Below are 19,837 nucleotides of genomic sequence, written 5' to 3'. Positions count from 1 at the left end.
TTCACGGTACGGCCCAGGCGCACGGCACACGTTCTGCTCGGGCCGCTTCCCGATGGTCGGTCCATCTTCGGATCCCCGGCACCACGCCAGGGCCCAGCGCGCCAGTCACGGCCCGCAGGTCAGCCTACCGGGCGGCCCGCACGGTCACGCCGCGGCGTCCACCATGCGAGCCGGGGGGTCAGGCGCCGGCGGCGCCGGCGACGCGCCAGTGGCCGACCTCCTGGAAGGCGGAGTCGTGGATCGGTGAGCCGTCGCCGGGGACGAGTGCGTAGTGGTGGAGGTTGCCGCCCCAGTACCGCAGGATGCGGCCCAGTTCGCGCGCCTTGTCCTCGGCCGGCAGCGCGTCGTCCACCGTGACTTCGAGCAGGAACTTCACGTCCGTCGTCTCCCCTCGGGCGGGACCCGGGCGCATGGGCGTCCGGGCCTGTGTGAGCCTGTGGTCTCCATTGTTTCATTCAGGTGCTTCTTGGGACTTCGGACGCCTTTCCGGCTGGTCGACCGGGGCCGGGGTCCGGAAAGTCTCAACCGGGAGGGAAGGGCTGGATGGAGGGACGGACGGAGGGGCTGCTGGAGGGCGGAGTGCGCGGCGGCGGGCCGGCGCGGTCGGCGGGGTACCGGTGCGGCAGGATCCGCGCCTCCGCGGGCGGCCGCCTCTCCCCGCCGGCCGGGCGCACCGCCTCCGGCCACCGGGTCCTCGGCGCCGGCACCGACGCCCTGGCCAGGGCCCGGAGCCCGGCGGACGGGCCCGGCCGGCCGACGGCCCGCGCGGTCGTGCGGCGCGTCCGCGAGAGGGGCTTCCAGGCGGCGCCGGCCGCGGCCGGCGCGCGCCGGGCCCGGCCGGGCCGGGAGCGCGCCGGACCGGAGCGCGCCGGACCGGGAGCGCGCCGGACCGGCCGCCGTGGACGAGCCGCTCCACGGCTGTCCGCGCGGCCTCGGCCATGTCCTCCAGCCGTGCCGCGGACGGTCAGAGGATCACGTGCGGGAGGAACCGCGCGTACTCGTCCGTGATCAGGCCGGACGACTCCCGGATGCCGAGGCCGGCGGACTCGTCCTCGACGACCCAGGCACCGAGGACGACGTGGTTGCCGTCGAAGGCGGGCAGCGGCGCGAGGGCCTGGTAGCAGCAGGGTTCGTCGCGCAGGACGGGTGCGGCGCCCGGTGTGTGCAGGGTCACTCCGGCGCCCTCGCGGCCGAGCAGCGGTTTGGCGGCGTAGCCGGTGGTGTCCGCCAGTTCGCGCGGGCCGTCCAGGTAGGCGGGGAGCAGGTTCGGGTGGCCCGGATACAGCTCCCAGAGGATCGCCAGCAGCGCCTTGTTGCTCAGCAGCATCTTCCAGGCGGGCTCGAGGATCGCCAGCAGCGCCTTGTTGCTCAGCAGCATCTTCCAGGCGGGCTCGATCCACAGGGTGGATCCGGTGCCGCCGCCGTTGTCCAGGGTGTCCAGGACGTGACCCGCGAAGCGGTCGGCGGTCAGCCACTCCCAGGGGTAGAGCTTGAAGATGCTGCGGATGAAGCGCAGGCCGTTGTCGACGAAGCGGCCGGACAGCGGGTCCCAGCCGATCTCCTCCATGGAGATCCACTCGGTGTCCAGCCCGGCCTGCTCGGCGGTCTCCTTCAGGTAGGCGACCGTCATCAGGTCCTCACCGAGTTCGTCCTCGGCGGAGTGCGCGAAGTGCAGCGGGCTGCCCGGCGGGAGCAGGCGGGCCTGTTTCCGCCAGGCGGCGACGAGGCGGTCGTGCAGGGAGTTCCACTGGTCGGCGCCCGGGAAGCGGTCCTCCATCCAGAACCACTGGGGCGAGGCGGCCTCGACCAGCGAGGTCGGGGTGTCCGCGTTGTACTCCAGCATCTTGGCCGGACCCGTGCCGTCGTAGCGCAGGTCGAACCGGCCGTAGACGGAGGGGAGTTCGGCGCGCCGGTGCCAGGCCTCGGTGACGGCCGCGGCGACCCGGGGGTCGGTGATGCCGAGGTCGGCGAAGCGGCCGGTGGTGACGATGTGGCCGGCCGCGGCCAGGCACATGCGGTGCAGTTCCTCGACGACGTCCTCCAGCGCCTCCACCTCGGGGAGCGTGAAGACGTAGCAGGCGCTCTCGTCCCAGTAGGGCACCCAGGCGCCGGCGGGGACGGGGGTCCCCGCGGCGCGGGCGGCCTCGAAGTCCGGCGGGAGGGTGAGCGGGTAGATCAGTCCCTGCGCCTCGACGGTCTCCTGCCAGCCGGGCCGGGGTTCGAGGGTGCGGCGCTCCATGCCCGGCCTCAGCCGCCGGACTTGCCGTGGCCGCCGCCGAAGCCGCCGCGGTCGACACCGCCGTGACCGCCGCCGGAACCGGATCCCGACCCGCCGGAGCCCTTGCGCGGCTTGGTGAACGAGCCGCCCTCGACCCAGCCGCCGCTCTTCTTGCCGCCGTAGTACCAGGTGGCGTGGGAGGAGGACTTGGCCGACTTGCAGTTCTTGTCGGCGATGACCCGGTAGCCCTTGGAGAGGGAGTAGCTGTCACGGTCGACGCACCGCTTGTCCGGGTCGGAGGAGCAGGCGGTGAGCGCGCTCGCGAGCAGTCCCATGCCGCCGAGCACGACCGCTCCCGAGCGAAGCCGCCGGCGTGTGTCCGCCATGTCCGTGTCTCCCCGTTGCCGTTGCCGTGGCCACGGCCGTTGCCGCTGGTGCCGTGGCCGTTCCTGTCGCCGTCGTCCGCCGGCCGGTTCGCGTTTGGCCGGTTCCTGTCAGACGCGGCGTCCGACAGCCTAGAGAGCGGTGAGAACGCCGGTGCGGGCGGCCCCGCCCTCGCCCGCTCCCCTACAGTCGCTTCGTGCTCTTTGGAATGGTGTGCGCGCTCGGCGCGGCGGTGTGTTTCGGTACGGCGACGGTTTTCCAGGCGGTCGCCGCCCGGGCGGCGGCCGGTGCGGGCGACGGGGAGTCGGGGGCGGGCGGGGACGCGGCGCTGCTGCTGCGGGCGCTGCGGCAGTGGCGCTACCTGCTGGGCCTCGGCCTGGACGGTATCGGGTTCCTCCTGCAGATCGTGGCCCTGCGGTCCCTGCCGATCTACGCCGTGGGCGCTGCGCTGGCCTCCAGCCTGGCGGTGACGGCGGTGGTGGCGGCGCGGCTGCTGCGGGTGCGGCTGAGCGGCACCGAATGGGCCGCGGTGGGGGTGGTCTGCGCCGGCCTGGGCATGCTCGGGCTGGCGTCCGGCGCCGAGGGCGACCAGGCCGGTTCCACCGCGCTGAAGTGGGCGATGCTCGCGGCCGGTCTGGCCGTGCTGGCCCTGGGCGCGGTCGCCGGCCGCCTTCCCGAACGGGGCCGGGCGCTGCTGCTCGGCCTGGGGGCGGGCCTCGGTTTCGGCGTGGTGGAGGTGACGGTGCGGCTGATCGACTCGCTCGCCCCGGCGACGCTGTTCACCAACCCTGCGGCGTACGCCCTCGTCCTGGGCGGGGGCGCGGCCTTCCTGCTGCTCACCTCCGCCCTCCAGCGCGGCTCGGTGACGACGGCCACCGCGGGCCTGGTCATCGGCGAGACGATCGGCCCGGCGGCGGTCGGCGTGGTGTGGCTCGGGGACCGCACCCGCGACGGCCTGGCCTGGCTGGCGGTGCTCGGCTTCGCCGTGGCGGTGGCCGGGGCGCTGGCGCTGGCCCGGTTCGGGGAGGCGCCGGTGGAGGAGGCGGCGGAGGAGACCGCCGGGTCGGCCTGAGCGTGCTCACGCGGCACGCGCGGGACCGCGCCGCTCACGGCAGGCACGAGGTCACCGTCGTCACGGCAGGCACGCCGTCACGGTCCTCACGCAGGCACTCCCTCACCGGCATGACAGCAGGGCCGCCCTCACCGGCATGACGGCAGGCACGTCCTCACCGTCGTCGCGGCAGGCACGTCCTCACCGTCGTCGTCACGGCAGGACCCGGCACAGCGCGTCCAGGGCTGCCGTCCAGGCGTGGTCCGGTGGGGTGCCGTAGCCGACGACCAGGGCGTCCAGGGGCGGCACGGTGGCCGCCTCGTGGCGGAAGCGGGTGAGGCCGTAGAGGGCGAGGTCCTGCCAGGCGGCCGCCTGGACCACCCCCTGCTCGGTGCCCGCGGGCAGGCGCAGGACGGCGTGCAGACCGGCGGCGATGCCGGTGGGACGGACCAGCGGGGCGAGGGCGGCCAGCGCCTCGACCAGGGCGTCACGGCGGCGGCGGTAGCGCAGGCGGGCCGCGCGCACGTGGCGGTCGTAGGCGCCGGAGGTGATGAACTCCGCCAGGGTCAGCTGGTCGAGCACGCCCGACACCTCCGCGTGGCCCTTGGCCCCGGCCGCCGCCTCCGCCAGCGACGGCGGCAGCACCATCCAGGCCAGGCGCAGCCCGGGGGCCAGGGACTTGCTCGCCGTGCCGAGGTAGACGACGTGGTCGGGGTCGAGTCCCTGGAGGGCGCCGATCGGCTGGCGGTCGTAGCGGAACTCGCCGTCGTAGTCGTCCTCCAGGATCAGCCCGCCCGTGCGCCGCGCCCGGTCCGTGACGGCGGCGCGGCGGTCGGGCGGCAGCGCCACGCCCATCGGGAACTGGTGCGAGGGGGTGAGCAGGACCGCTCCGGTGTCCGCGGGGTCACCGATGACGGTGCCGCGTTCGTCGAAGGGCAGCGGGCGGGTGCGCAGCCCGGACCGGTGCAGGATGTCCCAGTGCAGGTCCAGGCCGTAGGACTCGACGGCGACGGTGGTCGTCCCCCGCTCGCGCAGGACCTCGCCGAGGATCCGCAGGCCGTGGGCGAACCCGGCGCACACCACGATGTGTTCGGGATCGGTCCGTACGCCGCGCGCCCGGGCGAGGTAGCCGGCGAGGGCGGTGCGCAGTTCGGGACGGCCGCGCGGGTCGCCGTAGCCGAAGGCGTCGTGGGGGGCGGTGGTCAGCGCGCGGCGGGCGGCCTTGAGCCACTCGGCGCGGGGGAAGGAGGCCAGGTCGGGGCTGCCGGGGCGCAGGTCGTGCCGGGGACGGTGGGGGGTGCGGCGCGGGCCGGGCGGCGCGCCGGGCGGGGCCGCCGGCGCCCGGTCCGCGACGCGGGTGCCCGAGCCCTGGCGGGCGGTGAGCCACCCCTCGGCGACGAGGTCGGCGTAGGCGTCGGCGACCGTGTTGCGGGCGAGGCCCAGGTCGGCGGCGAGGCTGCGGGAGGAGGGCAGCCGGGTGCCGGGAGCGAGGCGGCCGGTGCGGACGGCCTCGCGCAGGGCGTCGGTCAGCCCGCGGCGCACGCCCGGTCCGGAGGGTTCCAGATGGAGGTCGATGCCCAGAGTGGCCCACGTTCTCGCCATGGAAATGGACCATACTCCTGGGACGCCTGCCGCCTAGGGTCGACCGCATGACCACTGAAGAGGAAAACGTCGAGTACGCCACCGAGCAGGCGCCCCGGATGAGCTGGGCCCAGCACGCCCCCGAGGTCTACAAGGCGATGATCCGCCTGGACACCGCCGCGAAGCGGGGGCTGGAGCCCCGGCTGTACGAACTGGTGAAGATCCGGGCCTCGCAGATCAACCACTGCGCCTTCTGCCTCGACATGCACACCAAGGACGCGCTCGCCGCGGGCGAGAGCGTCGAGCGGATCGTGCAGCTCAGCGCGTGGGAGGAGTCGCGGCACTTCTACACGGAGAAGGAGCTGGCGGCGATCGAGCTGACGGAGGCGATCACCGTCCTGACCGACGGCTTCGTGCCGGACGCGGTGTACGAGAAGGCCGCCAAGCACTTCGAGGAGGCGGAGCTGGCCCAGTTGATCGCCGCCATCGCCGTGATCAACGCCTGGAACCGGTTCGGCGTGACCACGCGCATGACGCCGGGCCACTACCGGCCGGGGCAGCACAAGTGAACCGTTCGCAGACGCTGGACCCGCAGGTTTCCCAGGCGATGTCCGCGCTGAGCGCGGCGGCGAAGAAGGGGCTGGGCGATCCGGTCCTCGCGGAGCTGGTCATGATCCGGGCCTCGCAGGTCAACCACTGCGCCTTCTGCCTGGACATGCACCTCCGGCTCGCCCGGAAGAACGGCGAGTCGGAGGACCGGATCCAGCTCCTCAACGCCTGGGAGGAGGCCGAGGACCTCTACACCGGGCGGGAGCGCGCCGCGCTGGCCCTGACCGAGGCGATCACCGTCCTGACCGACGGCTTCGTGCCGGACGCGGTGTACGAGGAGGCCGCCAAGCACTTCGAGGAGGCCGAACTCGCCCATCTCATCGCCCTGATCACCGTCATCAACGGCTGGAACCGCCTGATGGTCAGCCGCCGTGTCCCGCCCGGAGGCCTCCAGAAGTGAACACGGACGCGAGTTCTGGCACGGACCGGACCCGGGGCGGGGCGGATGCCTTCCGCGCCCTGCACCACGGGCGGCTGCCCGGCGATCCCCTGGTCCTGCCGGGCCCCTGGGACGCGGCCAGCGCGCGGGTGTTCGCCGAGGCCGGGTTCCCGGCGCTCGCCACGCCCAGCGCCGGAATCGCCGCCGGCCTCGGCCACGCGGACGGGGCCACCCCGGCGGGGGAGATGTTCGCCGCGGTGGCGCGCATCGCCCGGGCCGTGGACGTACCGGTGTCGGCGGACGTCGAGGACGGTTACGGGCTCCCGGCCGGGGAGCTGGTGGAGCGGCTGCTGGAGGCGGGGGCCGTGGGGTGCAACCTGGAGGACTCGCGCGGGGGCGCCCTCAAGGACCCGAACGAGCAGGCCGAGTTCCTCGCCGCGGTGCGTTCGGCCGCCGGGGACCGGCTGTTCGTGAACGCGCGCGTCGACACCTTCGTGCACGGCGACGGCGATCCCGGACAGGCCATCCGCCGAGCCGCGTCGTACGTGGCGGCGGGCGCCGACTGCGTGTATCCGATCCTCGCCCCGGTGGACGTCCTGCCCCTGCTGCGGGCCGGCATCCAGGGCCCGCTGAACGTGCTGGCCCGGCTGGACGGCGCCGGCCCCTCGCCCGCGGAGCTGGGCGGGCTCGGGGCCACCCGGATCACTTTCGGGCCGGGCCTGCAGCGACGGGCCGCGCAGGCGCTGCGCGGCATCGCGGACGAGCTGCGCGGGAGCACGGACGCGCTGCCCGGTGCCGGCGCCGAGCTGCGCGGGAGCACCGCCGAGCCGGGGTGACCGAGCTCTGGCAGCGCTTGCCCCGGCCGGACCCGGCCGGACCTGGTCGGGCCCGGGCGCCCGGCGGGGACGGGGGCACGGTCCGCCGGGCGGGGATGGGGAGGACGGCCCGCCGGGCGGGAACGGGGGGCACGGCCCGCCCGGCGGAATCGGGGGCACGGGCCGCCCGGCGGGGGTCGGCAGGGCGGGAGCGCAGGGGAGCCGGCGGGCCGGGTCAGCTCGCGCGGGGCGGGCCGGCTCCTTGGGGAGGGGGCCGGTCAGCTCGTGGGGGTGGGTGCCGGGCACACCGTGTCGGGCGGGCAGAACCAGTCCAGCGCGGTGGTCAGGTCCCGCAGTTCGCCGTCCGCGCCGTCGGCGTCGGGCCCGTAGGAGGCGATCGCGTAGATGTTGCCGTCGGCGGCGCGGAAGCGCTCGTCGAAGACGTGCCAGGTGCCGATGTCCGGCTCGCCCTTGAGGACGTCGGCGACGTACTCCATGCGGGTCCCGCTCACGCCGTCGCCGTCCACGTGGTCCAGCGCGAGTTTCCGGAAGCCGCGGGGCTTGGGGACCTCGTCGGAGAGGTACAGCTGGAAGGAGGCGTCGGGTGAGGTCTCCGCCACCTGGTACACCTGGATCCGCCGGTCGCCCGAGCCGCTGCGGTAGTTGACGACGTCCATGCCGAACTGGGAACCGACGGTCTGGCGCCCCCAGCCCTCGGGCACGGCGATCCTGAACCCCTCCGGGTCGTCCTCCAGCGCGTAGCCGGCCGGCGGCTGAGCCGCGGTGGGGGACGGACTGGCGCTGGTGGCCTCCTCGGAGACGTCCGCCGAGGGCGACGGCTCGGGCGCCGTGGGCGCGGCGGACGTGCTCACGACCGGCGCGCCCTCGCCGCCGTCACCCCCGCCGCCGAAGCCCAGCGTCACCACCAGGCTGACGACGACCCCGACTCCGGCGGCCGCGACCACCACCGTCCAGACGGTACGACGGCTGTACCCGCCGGACGCTGCGGGAGCGGCCGGCGGGCCCGGCGCGGTCACCGCCGTCGGCGGGGCCGGTGCGGCGGCCGGCGGGGCCGGGGGCACCGGCGCGGTGGGCGGTTCCGTCACGGTCCGGTGGGCACCGGACGCGTCGGGGTCCAGGACCGGACCGGGTGCCGCCGCGTCCGGCGCGTGCTGAGGCCGGGCGGGCGGCGGCGGGGTGACCGCCGCCGCCGTGTCCCGGTCGCCGTTCTCCCAGCGCTGGGCCTCTTCGTTCCAGTACCGCCCGCCCCCGTTCGTCACGCTGTGCTCCTCTCACATGCCGAGCAGGCCGGCCACCGTCCCGGCCGACGCGAACAGGGTCAGTACGGACTGGGCGTCGGTGAGCAGCTCGCGCAGCCGCTGCCGCCGGCTCTCCCCGGCGGTGCCGGTGCGGGTGATCTCGTCCTCGGTGTCGGCCAGGCCGGCGGCCAGGGCCCGGGTCTGGTCGGTGTCGCGGACCCGGCCGAGGTCGGCACGCAACTCCCGTACGGCGAGGAGCAGTTCCTCGGCGGCGGAGTCGCGCGGGGCCGCGTGGTGGTGGCTCTCGGCGTGCGCGTGGCTGCCGATGGCGAAGGTGCTGTGGGAGACGTCGCCGATGCTGACGCCCGGCTCATCCGCGGTGGTCATCGCTGCCGGTTCCCTTCTGCGGTGCGGGGCCGCCGGTGGTCGGGGAGGTGGTGGACCGTGGGGGCGCTCCGGTCGTCGCGGAGTGCGCCTGGGCGTGGGTGCCGATCGCGAACGTACTGCCCGCCACGGAGTCGATGTGCACCCCGCCGTTGCTGATGTTGACGACCTTCTGTACGAACTCGCCCGTCTGGTAGCCGTGTTCGCTCAGGGCCGTACGGACGCCGTGGGCGATGCGGTCCTGGATGCTGCGCAGGTAGCGGTCGACGTCCATCTGCTGGAACAACGAGCCGGAGGCCGCGGCGCCCAGTTCCCGCACGGACACCGCCGGTCCGTCGGGCAGGGCGTTGCCGTAGCCGCCCGTGGCCAGCCGCCAGGCGTGGCCGGCGGCCTGGCAGAGGGTGACGAAGGAACGTACGGCCGAGGCGGGAACCTGCCCGGCGGCCCAGGTGATCCTGCCGAAGACACTGTTGTTGCGGAACTGGTGGGCCATCCGGTCGGCGTCCTTGAAGTCCTCGCGGACCGGCATCAGCACATGGGGCGCGATCTCCAGCATGAGCATGCGGCCCTGGGTGTGGACGCGCACGTACACGGTGACGACCAGTTCCTCCTCCCAGCCGCCGACCCGCACCCGCAGGAAGTGCCGTCTCTTCTCGGCGCCCTCCTCGACGGCCCGCTCCCGGTGCTCCTCGAAGGCCTGCCGGTCGTAGGGGGCGTCCTCGCGGCGGGTCAGGCCCTCGGCGGGCAGGAACACGCACTCGTCCAGTTCGAGCCGGCGCAGCCGGTCGCGCACCGCGTGTCCGGCGTACTCCGGAGGCAGCCGCAGCCCCTCCAGGAGCGGGCGCACGGTGTCCAGGACCGTGCGGTTGCGCAGCGGACGCGGCTGCCGTCCTTCGACGGGCCGCATCTCGACGGCGAGCACCCAGGTGTCGTGGGCCCGGCCCGCGCCGCAGAACGGGCGGGTCTCGCGGTACATGATGAGCGGGGCGTGCTGTTCGAGCCGGATGCGCTCCTTCAGCCGCTGGAAGCGCGGGCTGTCCGCACGCTCCGCCGGGTCCGAGGCGGCGTCCGGGAACCGGTGGGGGGCCAGTTCGGCGCCCAGCGCCCGGGCGAACTGGCTGCGCTGGACACCCGCGCAGACCGCGACGGCCAGGAACAGGACGAGGGCCAGCCAGGCCTGGAGCGCGCTCACCCTTTCGTGGCCGCCGGCCAGGCGGGACACGGAGGGCAGGAGGGTCAGCAGGAAGGCCTTGAATCCGGTGGCGTAGTAGGCGTCCTCCTCGCTGGAGAACGCGGCGACCACGGTGGCGAGCAGGAAGAGGCCGAACACCAGACGGCCGAGCCAGCGCATGGCGAACGCCGCCCCCCTGCGCGAGGCCGGCGTACCGGGATCGTCGCTCCGGACGGCCACGCCGCCCGCGAGCAGCAGACTGGGCAGCAGATAGGCCACCATCGCCCCGCCGGTCAGCGGCCATCCCACGATCCACAGTCCCACGATCCCCGCCGCCCATCCCACCTCCACCCGGCGGGCGCGCAGAGCGTGGGCGAGGACCCGGGCCGCGTCGAAACCCAGCGAAGGCGCGACGATGCGCTGCTCGTTGAGGTGCAGTTCCTCGATGACGCGGTCGCGGTAGGCAGGGTCCAGGTAGGTGCCCGCGCACAGCAGCCGGGTGGCCTCGCTGGCGTGCGGCGGTACGGGCGGCGGTGCGTCAGGAGGCGCGGGCTGCGGCTGCTGAGGCACGGATGCGGTGCTCACGCGACTCCCCCGAGGTGTGAACGATGCTCACTGCACGTCGTACTGATGGACCATCAGCATAGGGGCGTCTCGACTCGCGAGGGAAGCGAATTGTCAAGTGGGCACTACCGTGACCGGAAGGTCCTTGTAGCGGAGCTACCAGGGCCTTCCGGCAACGCCGCGAGCGTGCGTGCCGGACGCCGCGAGCCGGGCGCCCCTTTTGTTCGCAGCTCTCAGATGAGGCCGAGGCCGCGGACGGCCTCGCGCTCTTCCGCCAGCTCCTTGACGGAGGCGTCGATGCGGGCGCGGGAGAAGTCGTTGATCTCCAGGCCCTGGACGATCTCGTACTTGCCGTCCTTGCAGGTGACCGGGAAGGAGGAGATCAGGCCCTCCGGGACGCCGTAGGAGCCGTCCGACGGGATGCCCATGGAGACCCAGTCGCCCTCGGCGGTGCCGTTGACCCAGGTGTGCACGTGGTCGATGGCGGCGTTGGCGGCGGAGGCGGCCGACGAGGCGCCACGGGCCTCGATGATGGCGGCGCCGCGCTTGGCGACGGTCGGGATGAAGTCCTCGGCCAGCCACTTCTCGTCGTTGACGACCTCGGCGGCGTTCTTGCCGGCGACCGTGGCGTGGAAGATGTCCGGGTACTGGGTGGCGGAGTGGTTGCCCCAGATGGTCAGGCGCTTGATGTCGGCGACCGTCGAGCCCGTCTTCTTCGCGAGCTGGGTCAGCGCGCGGTTGTGGTCGAGGCGGGTCATGGCGGTGAAGCGCTCGGCCGGTACGTCCGGGGCGGCGGCCTGGGCGATCAGCGCGTTGGTGTTGGCCGGGTTGCCGACCACCAGGACCTTGACGTCGTCCGCGGCGTGGTCGTTGATGGCCTTGCCCTGCGGCTTGAAGATGCCGCCGTTGGCCTCCAGGAGGTCACCGCGCTCCATGCCCTTGGTCCGCGGGCGGGCGCCGACGAGGAGGGCGACGTTGGTGCCGTCGAAGGCGACGTTCGGGTCGTCGCTGATGTCGATGCCCTGGAGCAGCGGGAACGCGCAGTCGTCCAGCTCCATGGCCGTGCCCTCGGCGGCCTTCAGGGCCGGCGTGATCTCCAGGAGGCGCAGCTTGACCGGCACGTCCGCGCCGAGCAGCTGGCCGGAGGCGATGCGGAAGAGCAGGGCGTAACCGATCTGGCCGGCCGCGCCGGTGACGGTGACGTTCACGGGAGTGCGGGTCATGGCGTTCTCCGTATGACAGCTGGCGGTCGGGGCGTCCCTGCCCCGGGGTGCAGGATCCCCGCGTCCGGTTGGCGGCCGTACGCCCACCGCGATGATCGATCAAGCGTGAGGATGATCGATCTCTCGGCGTCAAGAGAGATCCAGCGGTCAGGCTATCGCGCATCCGGCACCCCGCACGGCCGGGTCCCTGTGGCCCGTCCCACAGAGTGACCCGGGAAGGGCAGGTGACGGGCAGGGAGCGGGGAAGAGCGGGCACGGGAGGCGGCCGCCCGTCCGGGAGAGGAGAGACGAAGGCGGCCGCCGGATGGGGGTACCGGAGCACCGGACTCCCGTGGGGGTGAGGTCCACGTGCCCCGAACGGCGGACCTCATGCACGCCGTCGGCCATTTCTTTCCGGTGGCCCGCTGCGTGGCGCTCCCGCCCCTCCGCTGCCGGAGCGCCCCCTTGCGGCACCGCCTACCTCGTGCACCCCTGCTGACCCGTCGCGAGCGTCACGCACACCGTCGCCTGTGCCGCGTCCTTCACGGGCAGCATCGGCGTGTACGCGATGGTGTCGCCCGGGGTCGCGAGCGTGTCGGTCCGCGTCCGCGTGCCGACCGTGACCTTGACCTCGTCGCCCTGCTCCGCCTGCGTGATACGGCCCCAGGCGGCACCGCAGGTCTTGCTGTAGCGGACCTCGACGAGGGTCGTGCCCACGGTGACACTGCGGTCCGTGGTCCCCCGCTCGCCACTGCACCCCATGGCCTCGGCGTCCTTGCCGGTGCAGCCCTCCCCGGCGCACTTCACACCGGGCGGCAGGCTGGGTCCGGTGGTGGCGGACGGCGAGGGGGACGCGGTCGCGCCCCGCGTCCTCGTCCCGCCGAAGCCGCCCGTGAAGTAGAAGACGACCCCGATCACCAGGAGCGTCGCGGCCATGCCCGCGAAGAACATCGCCAACTGCCGCCGGAACATCCCGCCGGGAGCGGGAGCGGGGGCGGGAGCGGGCCCGGCAGCGGGGGAAACGCCGGTGCCGGGGGCGGGCGCGGGGGCGGCGGCGGCCGTCGCGGCACCCGGAACGGCGGCGGGCGCCGTGCCGGGCACAGGGGTGGGGACGGATCCGGGGACGGGGACGGGTCCGGGGGCGGGGACGGGGGCGGGTCCGGGGACGGCCGGGTGCGGTGGCTGGGGCGGTTCACCGTCGGGTGCGGTGGCCGCGCCGCCGGACTCGCGCTTTCCGCCCATCGGGGCCGGCCCCCGGTACCCGGCCACGCCCCACGAGTTCACCTTCCGGGCCGGACCGGCGACCGGGCCGGAACCGGAACCCGGAACGGAACCGGACTCGGAGTCGGTGACCGCGCCCGTGCCGGCGTCGCCATGCGTCCCGTGCGCCCCGCCGGAGGACTTGACGACGGTCGCCGCGGCGGATTCGGCGCGGGACCCGGCGGCGGGGGCGGCCTCGGGAGCGGTGCGGGCGCCGCCGCCGGTGCCGGTACGGGATCCCGGCGCCGGTGCCGCCGCCCGCGGCCCCTGCTCGCGCGCCTCCCTCGCACGCCCCTCCCGCTCCCGCGCGCCCCTCTCCCGCGCGTCCGCGTCGGACGCCGTCGGCTGCGGCGGAACCGTCGGGGACACCCCCGCCGGGCCCGCGATGCCCGCAAGGAGCGCGCCCGGCGCCTGGGCGCTGCCCCAGCGCGGCACCCTCACCTTGCCGCCGTTCCCCTTGCCGCCGTTCGTCCTGCCGTTCCTCGTCTCACCGCCGTGCGCCTCGGTCCCGTTCACCGTGGTCCTCTTCGCCTCGGCCCCGTTCACCGTGGTCCTCTTCGCCTCGGCCCCGTTCACGTCGGTCCCGATCGCCGTGGTCCCGCTCGCATGCGCGCCCTTCGCATACGTGCCACCGGACGGCGTGCCCTTCGGCTGCCGGCCGTCCACCTGCGGGCCGTCCGACTGCCGGCCGTCCGGCAGGGTGCCGTTGCTCTCCGTCCCCGGTGCGGGTGCGCCGAACTCCCCGAGGGCGGCGCGCGCCTGGGCGATGCGGATGGCTTCCATGGTCCGGTCGTGGCGCAGCTCGGCGCGGCTCCAGGCGCGCTCGGCCAGCTCCCACATCGTGGTCAGGTGGACCGGATTGGTGTCGGTGACCTCGGCGAGCGCGACCACCGCCCCCTTGGGCGCAAGAAGCCGCCCGTTGAGGTAGCGCTCCCAGGACGTCCTGCTGTAGCCGGTGCGGTCGGCGAGGGCCGCGATACTGAGGCCGGACCGGTCCACGAGCCGCCGCAACTGGCTCGCGAACTCCTTGACCTGCGGATCGACGTCTTCGGGCAAGGCCTTCCAACGAGGCATTGCTGCTTCCCCTCTTCCCCCCGGTACGTGCCGGTACTTCCCCGCGTGTGGTGCCCGTTCGGGCGGGGGCACGCGCCGTCGCGCCGATCGCCCACGTCAGTGCCTGGCGTTCGGGTCAGGATCTGCCGTCGGACGACTCCGCCCCAGATCCCTATTTTGTCAACACATCGACACACCACGGGACACACCCCGCCGGTGTCGCCTCATCGTCGTTCCGCCGTCGCGTCATCCCAGCGCGACGGCGCCCACGACCGCGGTCACCAGCAGCGCGGCGAGCAGCGCGACGGCGTACACCAGCAGACGCCCGCCGGGCCCGCGCCGGGGCACCGCCGGCCGCTCTTCGGGCCGGTCCCACCAGGGAACGGTGGGAACCTCCTCGTAGGCCTCCCGCACCTCGCCGCCGGGCCCGTCCGCCACCGGCAGCGCCACCGGCACCAGCGCCTGCCCCTGTGGCTGGACCTGTGCGTGCGCCTGCGCGGGGACCGCCGCCGTCGGCTTGGGCCAGACCTTGACGGCCATCTCCCAGCGCACGGTGTGGCGTTCGGCGTCCGCCCCGGCCAGGCCCGCCACCCGGCACAGCGCCGCGACCGCCTGCCGGGGCGGGGGCTGGGTGGCGTTGAGGTAGCGCTGCCAGGAGGACTTGCTGTACGCGGTGCGCGCGCCGAGCGAGACCAGGCTGAGGCCGGTCCCGTCCTTGAGGAGCCGCAGTTGCTCCACGAAGTGCCGTACCTCCGGCGGCAGATCGTCCGGCAACGGCTGCCAGGCGCCCATCGCTCACCTCCCGGCGTCCCACGCCGCCCCTCGCCCTGCTGCTCGCGCTGCTTCCGCACCGCTCCTCGCGGCGAGTGACGACACGGGCGCGGCGAACGGTTCCCACGCCGATCATGGACATGCCTGTGGCGAAGCGCGGACACCGTAGCGGAACAGTCACTTCCGTGCCACAGCGCGCGGACAGGCGTTGAACCGCCCGTTCCCGTCCCGCAGGGTTGGTCCCGGCGGCGGCCCGTCCTGACTCGGGGGAGAGGATGGACCGCCGTCACCCTACGCACGAGGGTGTAGGGACCGCGTCAGCGGTTGCGGACCGTGTAGTGCAGCACGTCGTCCAGGAACGGGATCTCCAGCCACGGCCGGGGCTGCGCCATCAGGGCCAGCAGCACGATGACGACGCCGAGGATCCCGTAGGTCACGATGTCGGTGAACCGGGAGCGGACGGCGAGCATGCCGACGCGGGGCAGCATCCAGCGCATCACCGCCCCGCCCAGCAGACCGGCGCCGATCAGCAGCAGGCCCACCCGGAACGCGTCGAGGGCGGTCACCAGCAGACCGGTCCCGACCACGACCAGCACGGTGAGCAGCGGCCACTGCCGGGCGGGCGCCGGGGCGTCGCCGGGGGCGGCCCGCCCGCCGCCCTCGGGGCGTGCGGTGTCCTTGGTGAACAGGGGGAAGCGGCGCGTGCCCCGGCGCGCACGGCGCTTGTGCTGCCCGGAACCGGCACCGGACCCGGCACCGGCCCCGGTGCCCTCCGGAGCCTTCCGCCGGGCCTGTCCTCCGGACCCCTCCCCGGCCGTCTCCCGCACGGCGCCGCCCGCCTCAGCCGACACTGCGCTCCGCCGCCTCGACGACGTTCACCAGCAACTGGGCCCGGGTCATCGGGCCGACACCGCCGGGGTTCGGGGAGAGCCAGCCGGCCACCTCGGCGACGTCCGGGTGGACGTCCCCGACGATCTTGCCCTCGTCGTTGCGGGAGACGCCGACGTCGAGGACGGCCGCGCCCGGCTTGACGTCCTCGGCGCGGATCAGGTGCGGGGAACCGGCCGCGGCGACGATGATGTCGGCCCGCTTCAGGTGGGCGGACAGGTCACGGGTGCCGGTGTGGCACTGGGTGACCGTGGCGTTCTCGCTGCGGCGGGTGAGCAGCAGGGGCATCGGGCGGCCGATGGTGACGCCGCGGCCGACGACCACGACCTCGGCGCCCTTGATCTCCACGCCGTAGCGGCGCAGCAGGGTCAGCACGCCGTTGGGGGTGCAGGGCAGCGGGGCCGGCTCGTTGAGGACGAGGCGGCCGAGGTTCATCGGGTGCAGGCCGTCGGCGTCCTTGTCGGGGTCCATCAGTTCCAGGATCCGGTTCTCGTCGATGCCCTTGGGCAGGGGCAGTTGGACGATGTAGCCGGTGCAGGCGGGGTCCTCGTTCAGCTCGCGGACGGCCGCCTCGATCTCCTCCTGGGTGGCGGTGGCCGGAAGCTCGCGCTGGATGGAGGCGATGCCGACCTGGGCGCAGTCGCGGTGCTTGCCCGCGACGTACTTGCGGCTGCCGGGGTCGTCACCGACCAGGATCGTGCCGAGGCCGGGCGTGACGCCCTTCTCCTTCAGCGCCGCCACGCGGGCGGTCAGATCGGACTTGATCGCGGCTGCGGTGGCCTTGCCATCGAGAATCTGGGCGGTCATGGACCCATCCTCGCGGATGACCGGCCCCCGGTTCCAATCAGGGCGGTCCGGCCGCTGCCCGTCGTGCGCATCCATGATCGTGATGTTGCACTTGCACAACACATGACTGATACGACTGGACAAGTAAGCATTCGGTCAAGAACGATGAGCAGCACAGTGCCGCGGGCAGCTCATCGGGGGGACGGACCGCTTTCTGTAGACATCTCCTCCGTACGGTGCCGCGCGTCGTCCCCGCACTTGATCCACGGAGGAAACCCCGCCATGAGTTACGGCGACCCGAACAACCCCTACGGCGCCCCGCAGCAGCAGCCCGGTTACGGCCAGCCCCCGCAGGGCCAGGCGCCCGGTTACGGCTACCCGCAGGCCCCGCCGCTGGGCCAGCAGCCCTACGGCGTCGGCGCGCCGCAGACCATGCCGGGCAACGTGAGCGCGGCCCGCGTGATGCTGTGGGTGATCGTCGGCCTCCAGGTGATCGGCGCGGGCATCTTCGCCGTCGCGGCGGCCACCATCAACGCCGCCCAGAAGGACGACAGCCTCAAGGACAACTCCGCCTTCCAGCAGCTCGCCGACTACTCGACCGGCAGGCTGTGGGCGCTGGTGGTCTTCGCGATCGCGTGGGGCGTGTTCGCGGCCGTGCTGGCCACCAAGTTCACCTCGGGCGGCAACGGCGCCCGGATCACCATCCTGGTCTTCGGCATCATCACCGCGGTGCTCGGCCTGTGGCCGTTCACGATCGTGGGCCTCGTCCACCTGGTCCTCGCGGTCCTGATCGCCTGCTTCGTCGGCGGTTCCAAGGGCAAGGCCTGGTTCAACCGCCCGCGTTACTGACCGGCCGGGCCGACCGTCCGACCATAGGACTGGCCAGTTCACGCCATTCATCTCCAGGGCCGTGTCTCACCCCGTGCAAGGGGAGACACGGCCCTGGTGCGTCGCCCTACTCTGGGGTCCGTAGCCGTCAGGCACGGGGAGACGCACCTTGTACAGCATCATCGTGGTACCTCCGCCGACCACGGAGGACGGGCGAACCGGCACCCAGTTGCGGCTGGCGCCCGGCGACCGCCTCGCCTTCGGGCGCTTTGCCCCGGACAACGACCTGGTGATCGGGCACGACGGGGTCTCCCGCCGCGCCGGTGTGATCACCGCGCACGGCGCCTTCTGGATACTCAGCAACCTCTCCGCGCACCAGACCTACGTCGTGGAGAACCCGGAGGGCGCGGGCGAACACATCAAGGTCGGGCCGGGACGGCTGGACGCGCCCGTCCCCTTCGAGTTCTCCCGGATCGTGCTGCCCGCCGCCGGTGACCTGCTGCCGATCGAGGTGTGGGCGCCCCGGCACGACTACCTGGCCGGACCGGACGGGCCGGACGGCGAACCCACCGCGCCCGCCTTCTCCGTGGACCGGGCCAAGCGCTACTTCGCCGTGCTCGCAGCCCTGTGCGAGCCCCGGCTGCGGGGCGACCCGCACGCACCGCTGCCCACCGTCGACCAGGTCGTGGAGCGGCTGCGGCCCGCCTGGCCCGCCGCGTCCCGTACGTCGGTGCAGTGGAACATCGACTACCTGGCCGTGAAGCTGCGCCTCAAACCCGGTCCGGACACCGCCGAGACCGGTCCGCGGCTCAACGGCAAGAAGGAGTCGCTGGTCTCGCTCGCGCTCCGCTTCGACCTGGTGCGCGAGGACGACCTGGTGGTACTGACGGCGCCGCCACCGCAGCGCCGGACGGTGCCGGCCGGGCAGCCGGCCGTCCCCGGCCCGGACCAGCGGTGAGCGAGCCGTACGCCGTTCCGGTGCCCCGCGGCTACCGGGTCGGCGTCTGGGAGGTGCGGCGGCCCATCGCCACGGGGGCCTTCGGCAGCGTGTACGAGGCCCGGCGCACCGGAGCGGGCGGCGGCGCGGGGGGCGGCACCCCGTCCGACCTGCCGCGCACGGCCGCGCTGAAGTTCCTGCCCACCGGCACGGGCACCCCGCGCCGCCTCGCCCATCTGCGTGAACTCGTCGAACGGGAGGTGACGTTGCACCGCCGGCTGCGCCGCCCCCGGCTGATCCGGATGTACGAGACCCTCACCGTCGACGACCCGGACCACCCCGCCCTCGACGGCGCGACCGTCCTCGTCCTGGAGAAGGCGGAGGGCTCGCTGGCCGCGCTGCTCGCCGCCGGCCCCCGGCCCGCCGCGAAAGACGCGCTGCTCGCCCAGATCTGCGAGGGCCTGGCCCAGCTGCACCGGGCCGGCTGGGTGCACGGTGACCTGAAACCGGCCAACGTGCTGCTGATGCGAGACGGTTCGGCACGCCTGGCCGACTTCAACATGGCCGCCGAACTCGAAGGCACGCACGCCTACTCCCCCGCCTTCTCCACCCCCGACTACACCCCGCCCGAGCTGCTGTGGTCCGAGGTCGGCGAACGCGGGCGCCAGATCCGCCCGTCCGCCGACATCTGGGCCTTCGGCGTCCTCGCCCACCTGACCCTCACCGGCGCCTTCCCGCTGCCCGGCGGCACCCCGACGGCCCGCCGGGACGCCGCCGTCGCCTACGCCCGCGGCACGGCCCAACTCACCCTGTCCCCCGGACTCCCGTGCGCCTGGCGGGAGATCCTCCAGGAGTGCCTGACCCGCGCGCACGCCGACCGGATCGGCACCGAGGCCCTGCTGCGGCGCGTGGGGGCCGCGGCGGGCACCGCGCGTCCGCCCGGCGTCCGGCGGCTGCGCCTGCGGGGCGCCGCGCGGGGCCGCCGCGGCCGGCTGCTCACCGGCGGCGTGCTCGCCGGGGCCGCCGTCGCCGCGCTCGGCTACGGCATCGGCGCCCTGGCGCACGACCCGCCGCCCGCCGCGAACACCACGCTCCGCCCGGAGGACACCGCGGCCCTGCCGGGAGCCGTCGCCCCCGCCACCTACGGCGCCCCCGAACTCCGTACCGACCAGGGCGTCCCGCCCTCCTACCGGCCGCTGATCGTCGACGCCGCGCACGCCTGCCCGAACCCGGACGTCACCCCCGCCCTGATCGCCGCCATGCTGAAGGCGGAGAGCGACTTCGACCCCAACCTGTCCGACCCCGCCAAGGACGAGTACGGCATCGCCCGCTGGACCCCGCGCGTGCTGCGCTGGTGGATCCGGTCCGACGGGCAGCCGGCGGCCACGATCCCCCGGCCCCCGTTCCCGGCCGCCGTGTCCGTCCCGGCCATGGGCCGCTACCTGTGCTTCATCGCCCCGAACCTGAAACCGGGCCTGCCCGGCGACAAACGGGTCCTGATCGCCGCCGCCTACCGGACGTCGTTCCGGAAGGTGAACGGCGCGGGCGGAGTCCCCCCGAAGTACCGCGACTACTGCGCCCGCGTCGCCCACTACCTCAAGGAGTACACGCCCCCGGGCCGCAGGTGACCCTGAGACTTCCGAGGTACCGGCGCCGCGCGGCCCCTGCGACGGTGGAACCACTCCGCTCCGGCGGAA

Annotated in this window: 19 protein-coding genes and 1 riboswitch; of the genes, 7 read left to right on the top strand and 12 right to left on the bottom strand. The window is 74.2% G+C overall.

The window, feature by feature from the left end; genetic code table 11:
- Nucleotides 1-4: 4 nt before the first annotated feature.
- A riboswitch (ZMP/ZTP riboswitch) is annotated at nt 5-119 on the bottom strand.
- Nucleotides 120-178: 59 nt separating this feature from the next.
- The 3 genes from IG64_RS27295 to IG64_RS27285 form a co-directional block, all read right to left on the bottom strand.
- Complete coding sequence (locus tag IG64_RS27295) at nt 179-376, bottom strand: hypothetical protein (protein ID WP_037861001.1); 198 nt, start codon at nt 374-376, stop codon at nt 179-181.
- 588 nt (nt 377-964) lie between these two features.
- Nucleotides 965-2,239, bottom strand: coding sequence for a glutathionylspermidine synthase family protein (locus IG64_RS27290; protein WP_037861000.1), 1,275 nt, complete (start codon nt 2,237-2,239; stop codon nt 965-967).
- A gap of 8 nt (nt 2,240-2,247) precedes the next feature.
- Nucleotides 2,248-2,604, bottom strand: coding sequence for a hypothetical protein (locus tag IG64_RS27285; RefSeq protein ID WP_037860998.1), 357 nt, complete (start codon nt 2,602-2,604; stop codon nt 2,248-2,250).
- 206 nt (nt 2,605-2,810) lie between these two features.
- Between IG64_RS27285 and IG64_RS27280 the strand changes: the two genes are divergently transcribed.
- Entirely contained in the window at nt 2,811-3,674 is an 864-nt protein-coding gene (locus IG64_RS27280) for a hypothetical protein (RefSeq protein ID WP_037860996.1), read from the top strand.
- 192 nt (nt 3,675-3,866) lie between these two features.
- On the opposite strand, the gene IG64_RS27275 is transcribed toward IG64_RS27280, so the two are convergent.
- A complete protein-coding gene (locus IG64_RS27275) occupies nt 3,867-5,255 on the bottom strand; it encodes a PLP-dependent aminotransferase family protein (protein ID WP_037860993.1) in 1,389 nt (462 codons plus the stop codon).
- 47 nt (nt 5,256-5,302) lie between these two features.
- Between IG64_RS27275 and IG64_RS27270 the strand changes: the two genes are divergently transcribed.
- The 3 genes from IG64_RS27270 to IG64_RS27260 are packed head-to-tail and all read left to right on the top strand — an operon-like array spanning nt 5,303 to nt 7,058.
- The gene (locus IG64_RS27270) at nt 5,303-5,803 is read left to right on the top strand and encodes a carboxymuconolactone decarboxylase family protein (RefSeq protein WP_037860990.1); all 501 of its coding nucleotides are present in this window, start codon (nt 5,303-5,305) and stop codon (nt 5,801-5,803) included.
- Nucleotides 5,800-6,243 (top strand): carboxymuconolactone decarboxylase family protein, encoded by a 444-nt coding sequence (locus IG64_RS27265; RefSeq protein ID WP_037860989.1) that lies wholly within the window; start codon nt 5,800-5,802, stop codon nt 6,241-6,243. Before IG64_RS27270 ends, IG64_RS27265 begins: the two co-directional genes overlap by 4 nt.
- Entirely contained in the window at nt 6,240-7,058 is an 819-nt protein-coding gene (locus tag IG64_RS27260; protein ID WP_078884247.1) for an isocitrate lyase/PEP mutase family protein, read from the top strand. Before IG64_RS27265 ends, IG64_RS27260 begins: the two co-directional genes overlap by 4 nt.
- A gap of 257 nt (nt 7,059-7,315) precedes the next feature.
- On the opposite strand, the gene IG64_RS27255 is transcribed toward IG64_RS27260, so the two are convergent.
- The 8 genes from IG64_RS27255 to IG64_RS27220 all read right to left on the bottom strand — a co-directional run bounded on the left by IG64_RS27255 (nt 7,316) and on the right by IG64_RS27220 (nt 16,396).
- On the bottom strand, nt 7,316-8,317 hold the full coding sequence (locus IG64_RS27255; RefSeq protein ID WP_037860987.1) for a hypothetical protein: 1,002 nt from the start codon (nt 8,315-8,317) through the stop codon (nt 7,316-7,318).
- A gap of 12 nt (nt 8,318-8,329) precedes the next feature.
- A complete protein-coding gene (locus tag IG64_RS27250; protein ID WP_037860986.1) occupies nt 8,330-8,683 on the bottom strand; it encodes a hypothetical protein in 354 nt (117 codons plus the stop codon).
- The gene (locus IG64_RS27245) at nt 8,667-10,436 is read right to left on the bottom strand and encodes a hypothetical protein (RefSeq protein WP_037860985.1); all 1,770 of its coding nucleotides are present in this window, start codon (nt 10,434-10,436) and stop codon (nt 8,667-8,669) included. Before IG64_RS27245 ends, IG64_RS27250 begins: the two co-directional genes overlap by 17 nt.
- A gap of 212 nt (nt 10,437-10,648) precedes the next feature.
- Entirely contained in the window at nt 10,649-11,638 is a 990-nt protein-coding gene (locus tag IG64_RS27240; RefSeq protein ID WP_037860984.1) for a malate dehydrogenase, read from the bottom strand.
- A 456-nt stretch (nt 11,639-12,094) separates the two neighbouring features.
- Nucleotides 12,095-13,951 (bottom strand): helix-turn-helix domain-containing protein, encoded by a 1,857-nt coding sequence (locus tag IG64_RS37975; protein WP_037860983.1) that lies wholly within the window; start codon nt 13,949-13,951, stop codon nt 12,095-12,097.
- Nucleotides 13,952-14,176: 225 nt separating this feature from the next.
- The gene (locus IG64_RS27230; RefSeq protein WP_037860982.1) at nt 14,177-14,722 is read right to left on the bottom strand and encodes a helix-turn-helix domain-containing protein; all 546 of its coding nucleotides are present in this window, start codon (nt 14,720-14,722) and stop codon (nt 14,177-14,179) included.
- Nucleotides 14,723-15,018: 296 nt separating this feature from the next.
- Nucleotides 15,019-15,552, bottom strand: a complete 534-nt coding sequence (locus tag IG64_RS27225; protein WP_037860981.1) for a DUF3017 domain-containing protein — start codon at nt 15,550-15,552, stop codon at nt 15,019-15,021.
- On the bottom strand, nt 15,542-16,396 hold the full coding sequence (locus IG64_RS27220) for a bifunctional methylenetetrahydrofolate dehydrogenase/methenyltetrahydrofolate cyclohydrolase (protein ID WP_037860979.1): 855 nt from the start codon (nt 16,394-16,396) through the stop codon (nt 15,542-15,544). Before IG64_RS27220 ends, IG64_RS27225 begins: the two co-directional genes overlap by 11 nt.
- Nucleotides 16,397-16,657: 261 nt before the next feature.
- Between IG64_RS27220 and IG64_RS27215 the strand changes: the two genes are divergently transcribed.
- The 3 genes from IG64_RS27215 to IG64_RS27205 all read left to right on the top strand — a co-directional run bounded on the left by IG64_RS27215 (nt 16,658) and on the right by IG64_RS27205 (nt 19,768).
- The gene (locus tag IG64_RS27215; protein WP_037860977.1) at nt 16,658-17,224 is read left to right on the top strand and encodes a DUF3824 domain-containing protein; all 567 of its coding nucleotides are present in this window, start codon (nt 16,658-16,660) and stop codon (nt 17,222-17,224) included.
- A 148-nt stretch (nt 17,225-17,372) separates the two neighbouring features.
- Nucleotides 17,373-18,161 carry an FHA domain-containing protein gene (locus IG64_RS27210; RefSeq protein WP_037860975.1) on the top strand — a complete coding sequence of 263 codons (789 nt, stop codon included), beginning with the start codon at nt 17,373-17,375 and terminating at the stop codon, nt 18,159-18,161.
- Nucleotides 18,158-19,768, top strand: coding sequence for a protein kinase domain-containing protein (locus IG64_RS27205; protein WP_037860972.1), 1,611 nt, complete (start codon nt 18,158-18,160; stop codon nt 19,766-19,768). The genes IG64_RS27210 and IG64_RS27205 overlap by 4 nt, the downstream gene beginning before the upstream one ends.
- Nucleotides 19,769-19,837: the final 69 nt, after the last annotated feature.

Origin of the sequence: Streptomyces sp. NRRL S-340, from assembly GCF_000720185.1 — a bacterium.
GTDB lineage: Bacteria > Actinomycetota > Actinomycetes > Streptomycetales > Streptomycetaceae > Streptomyces.
This window is presented reverse-complemented; position numbering and strand designations above follow the sequence as displayed.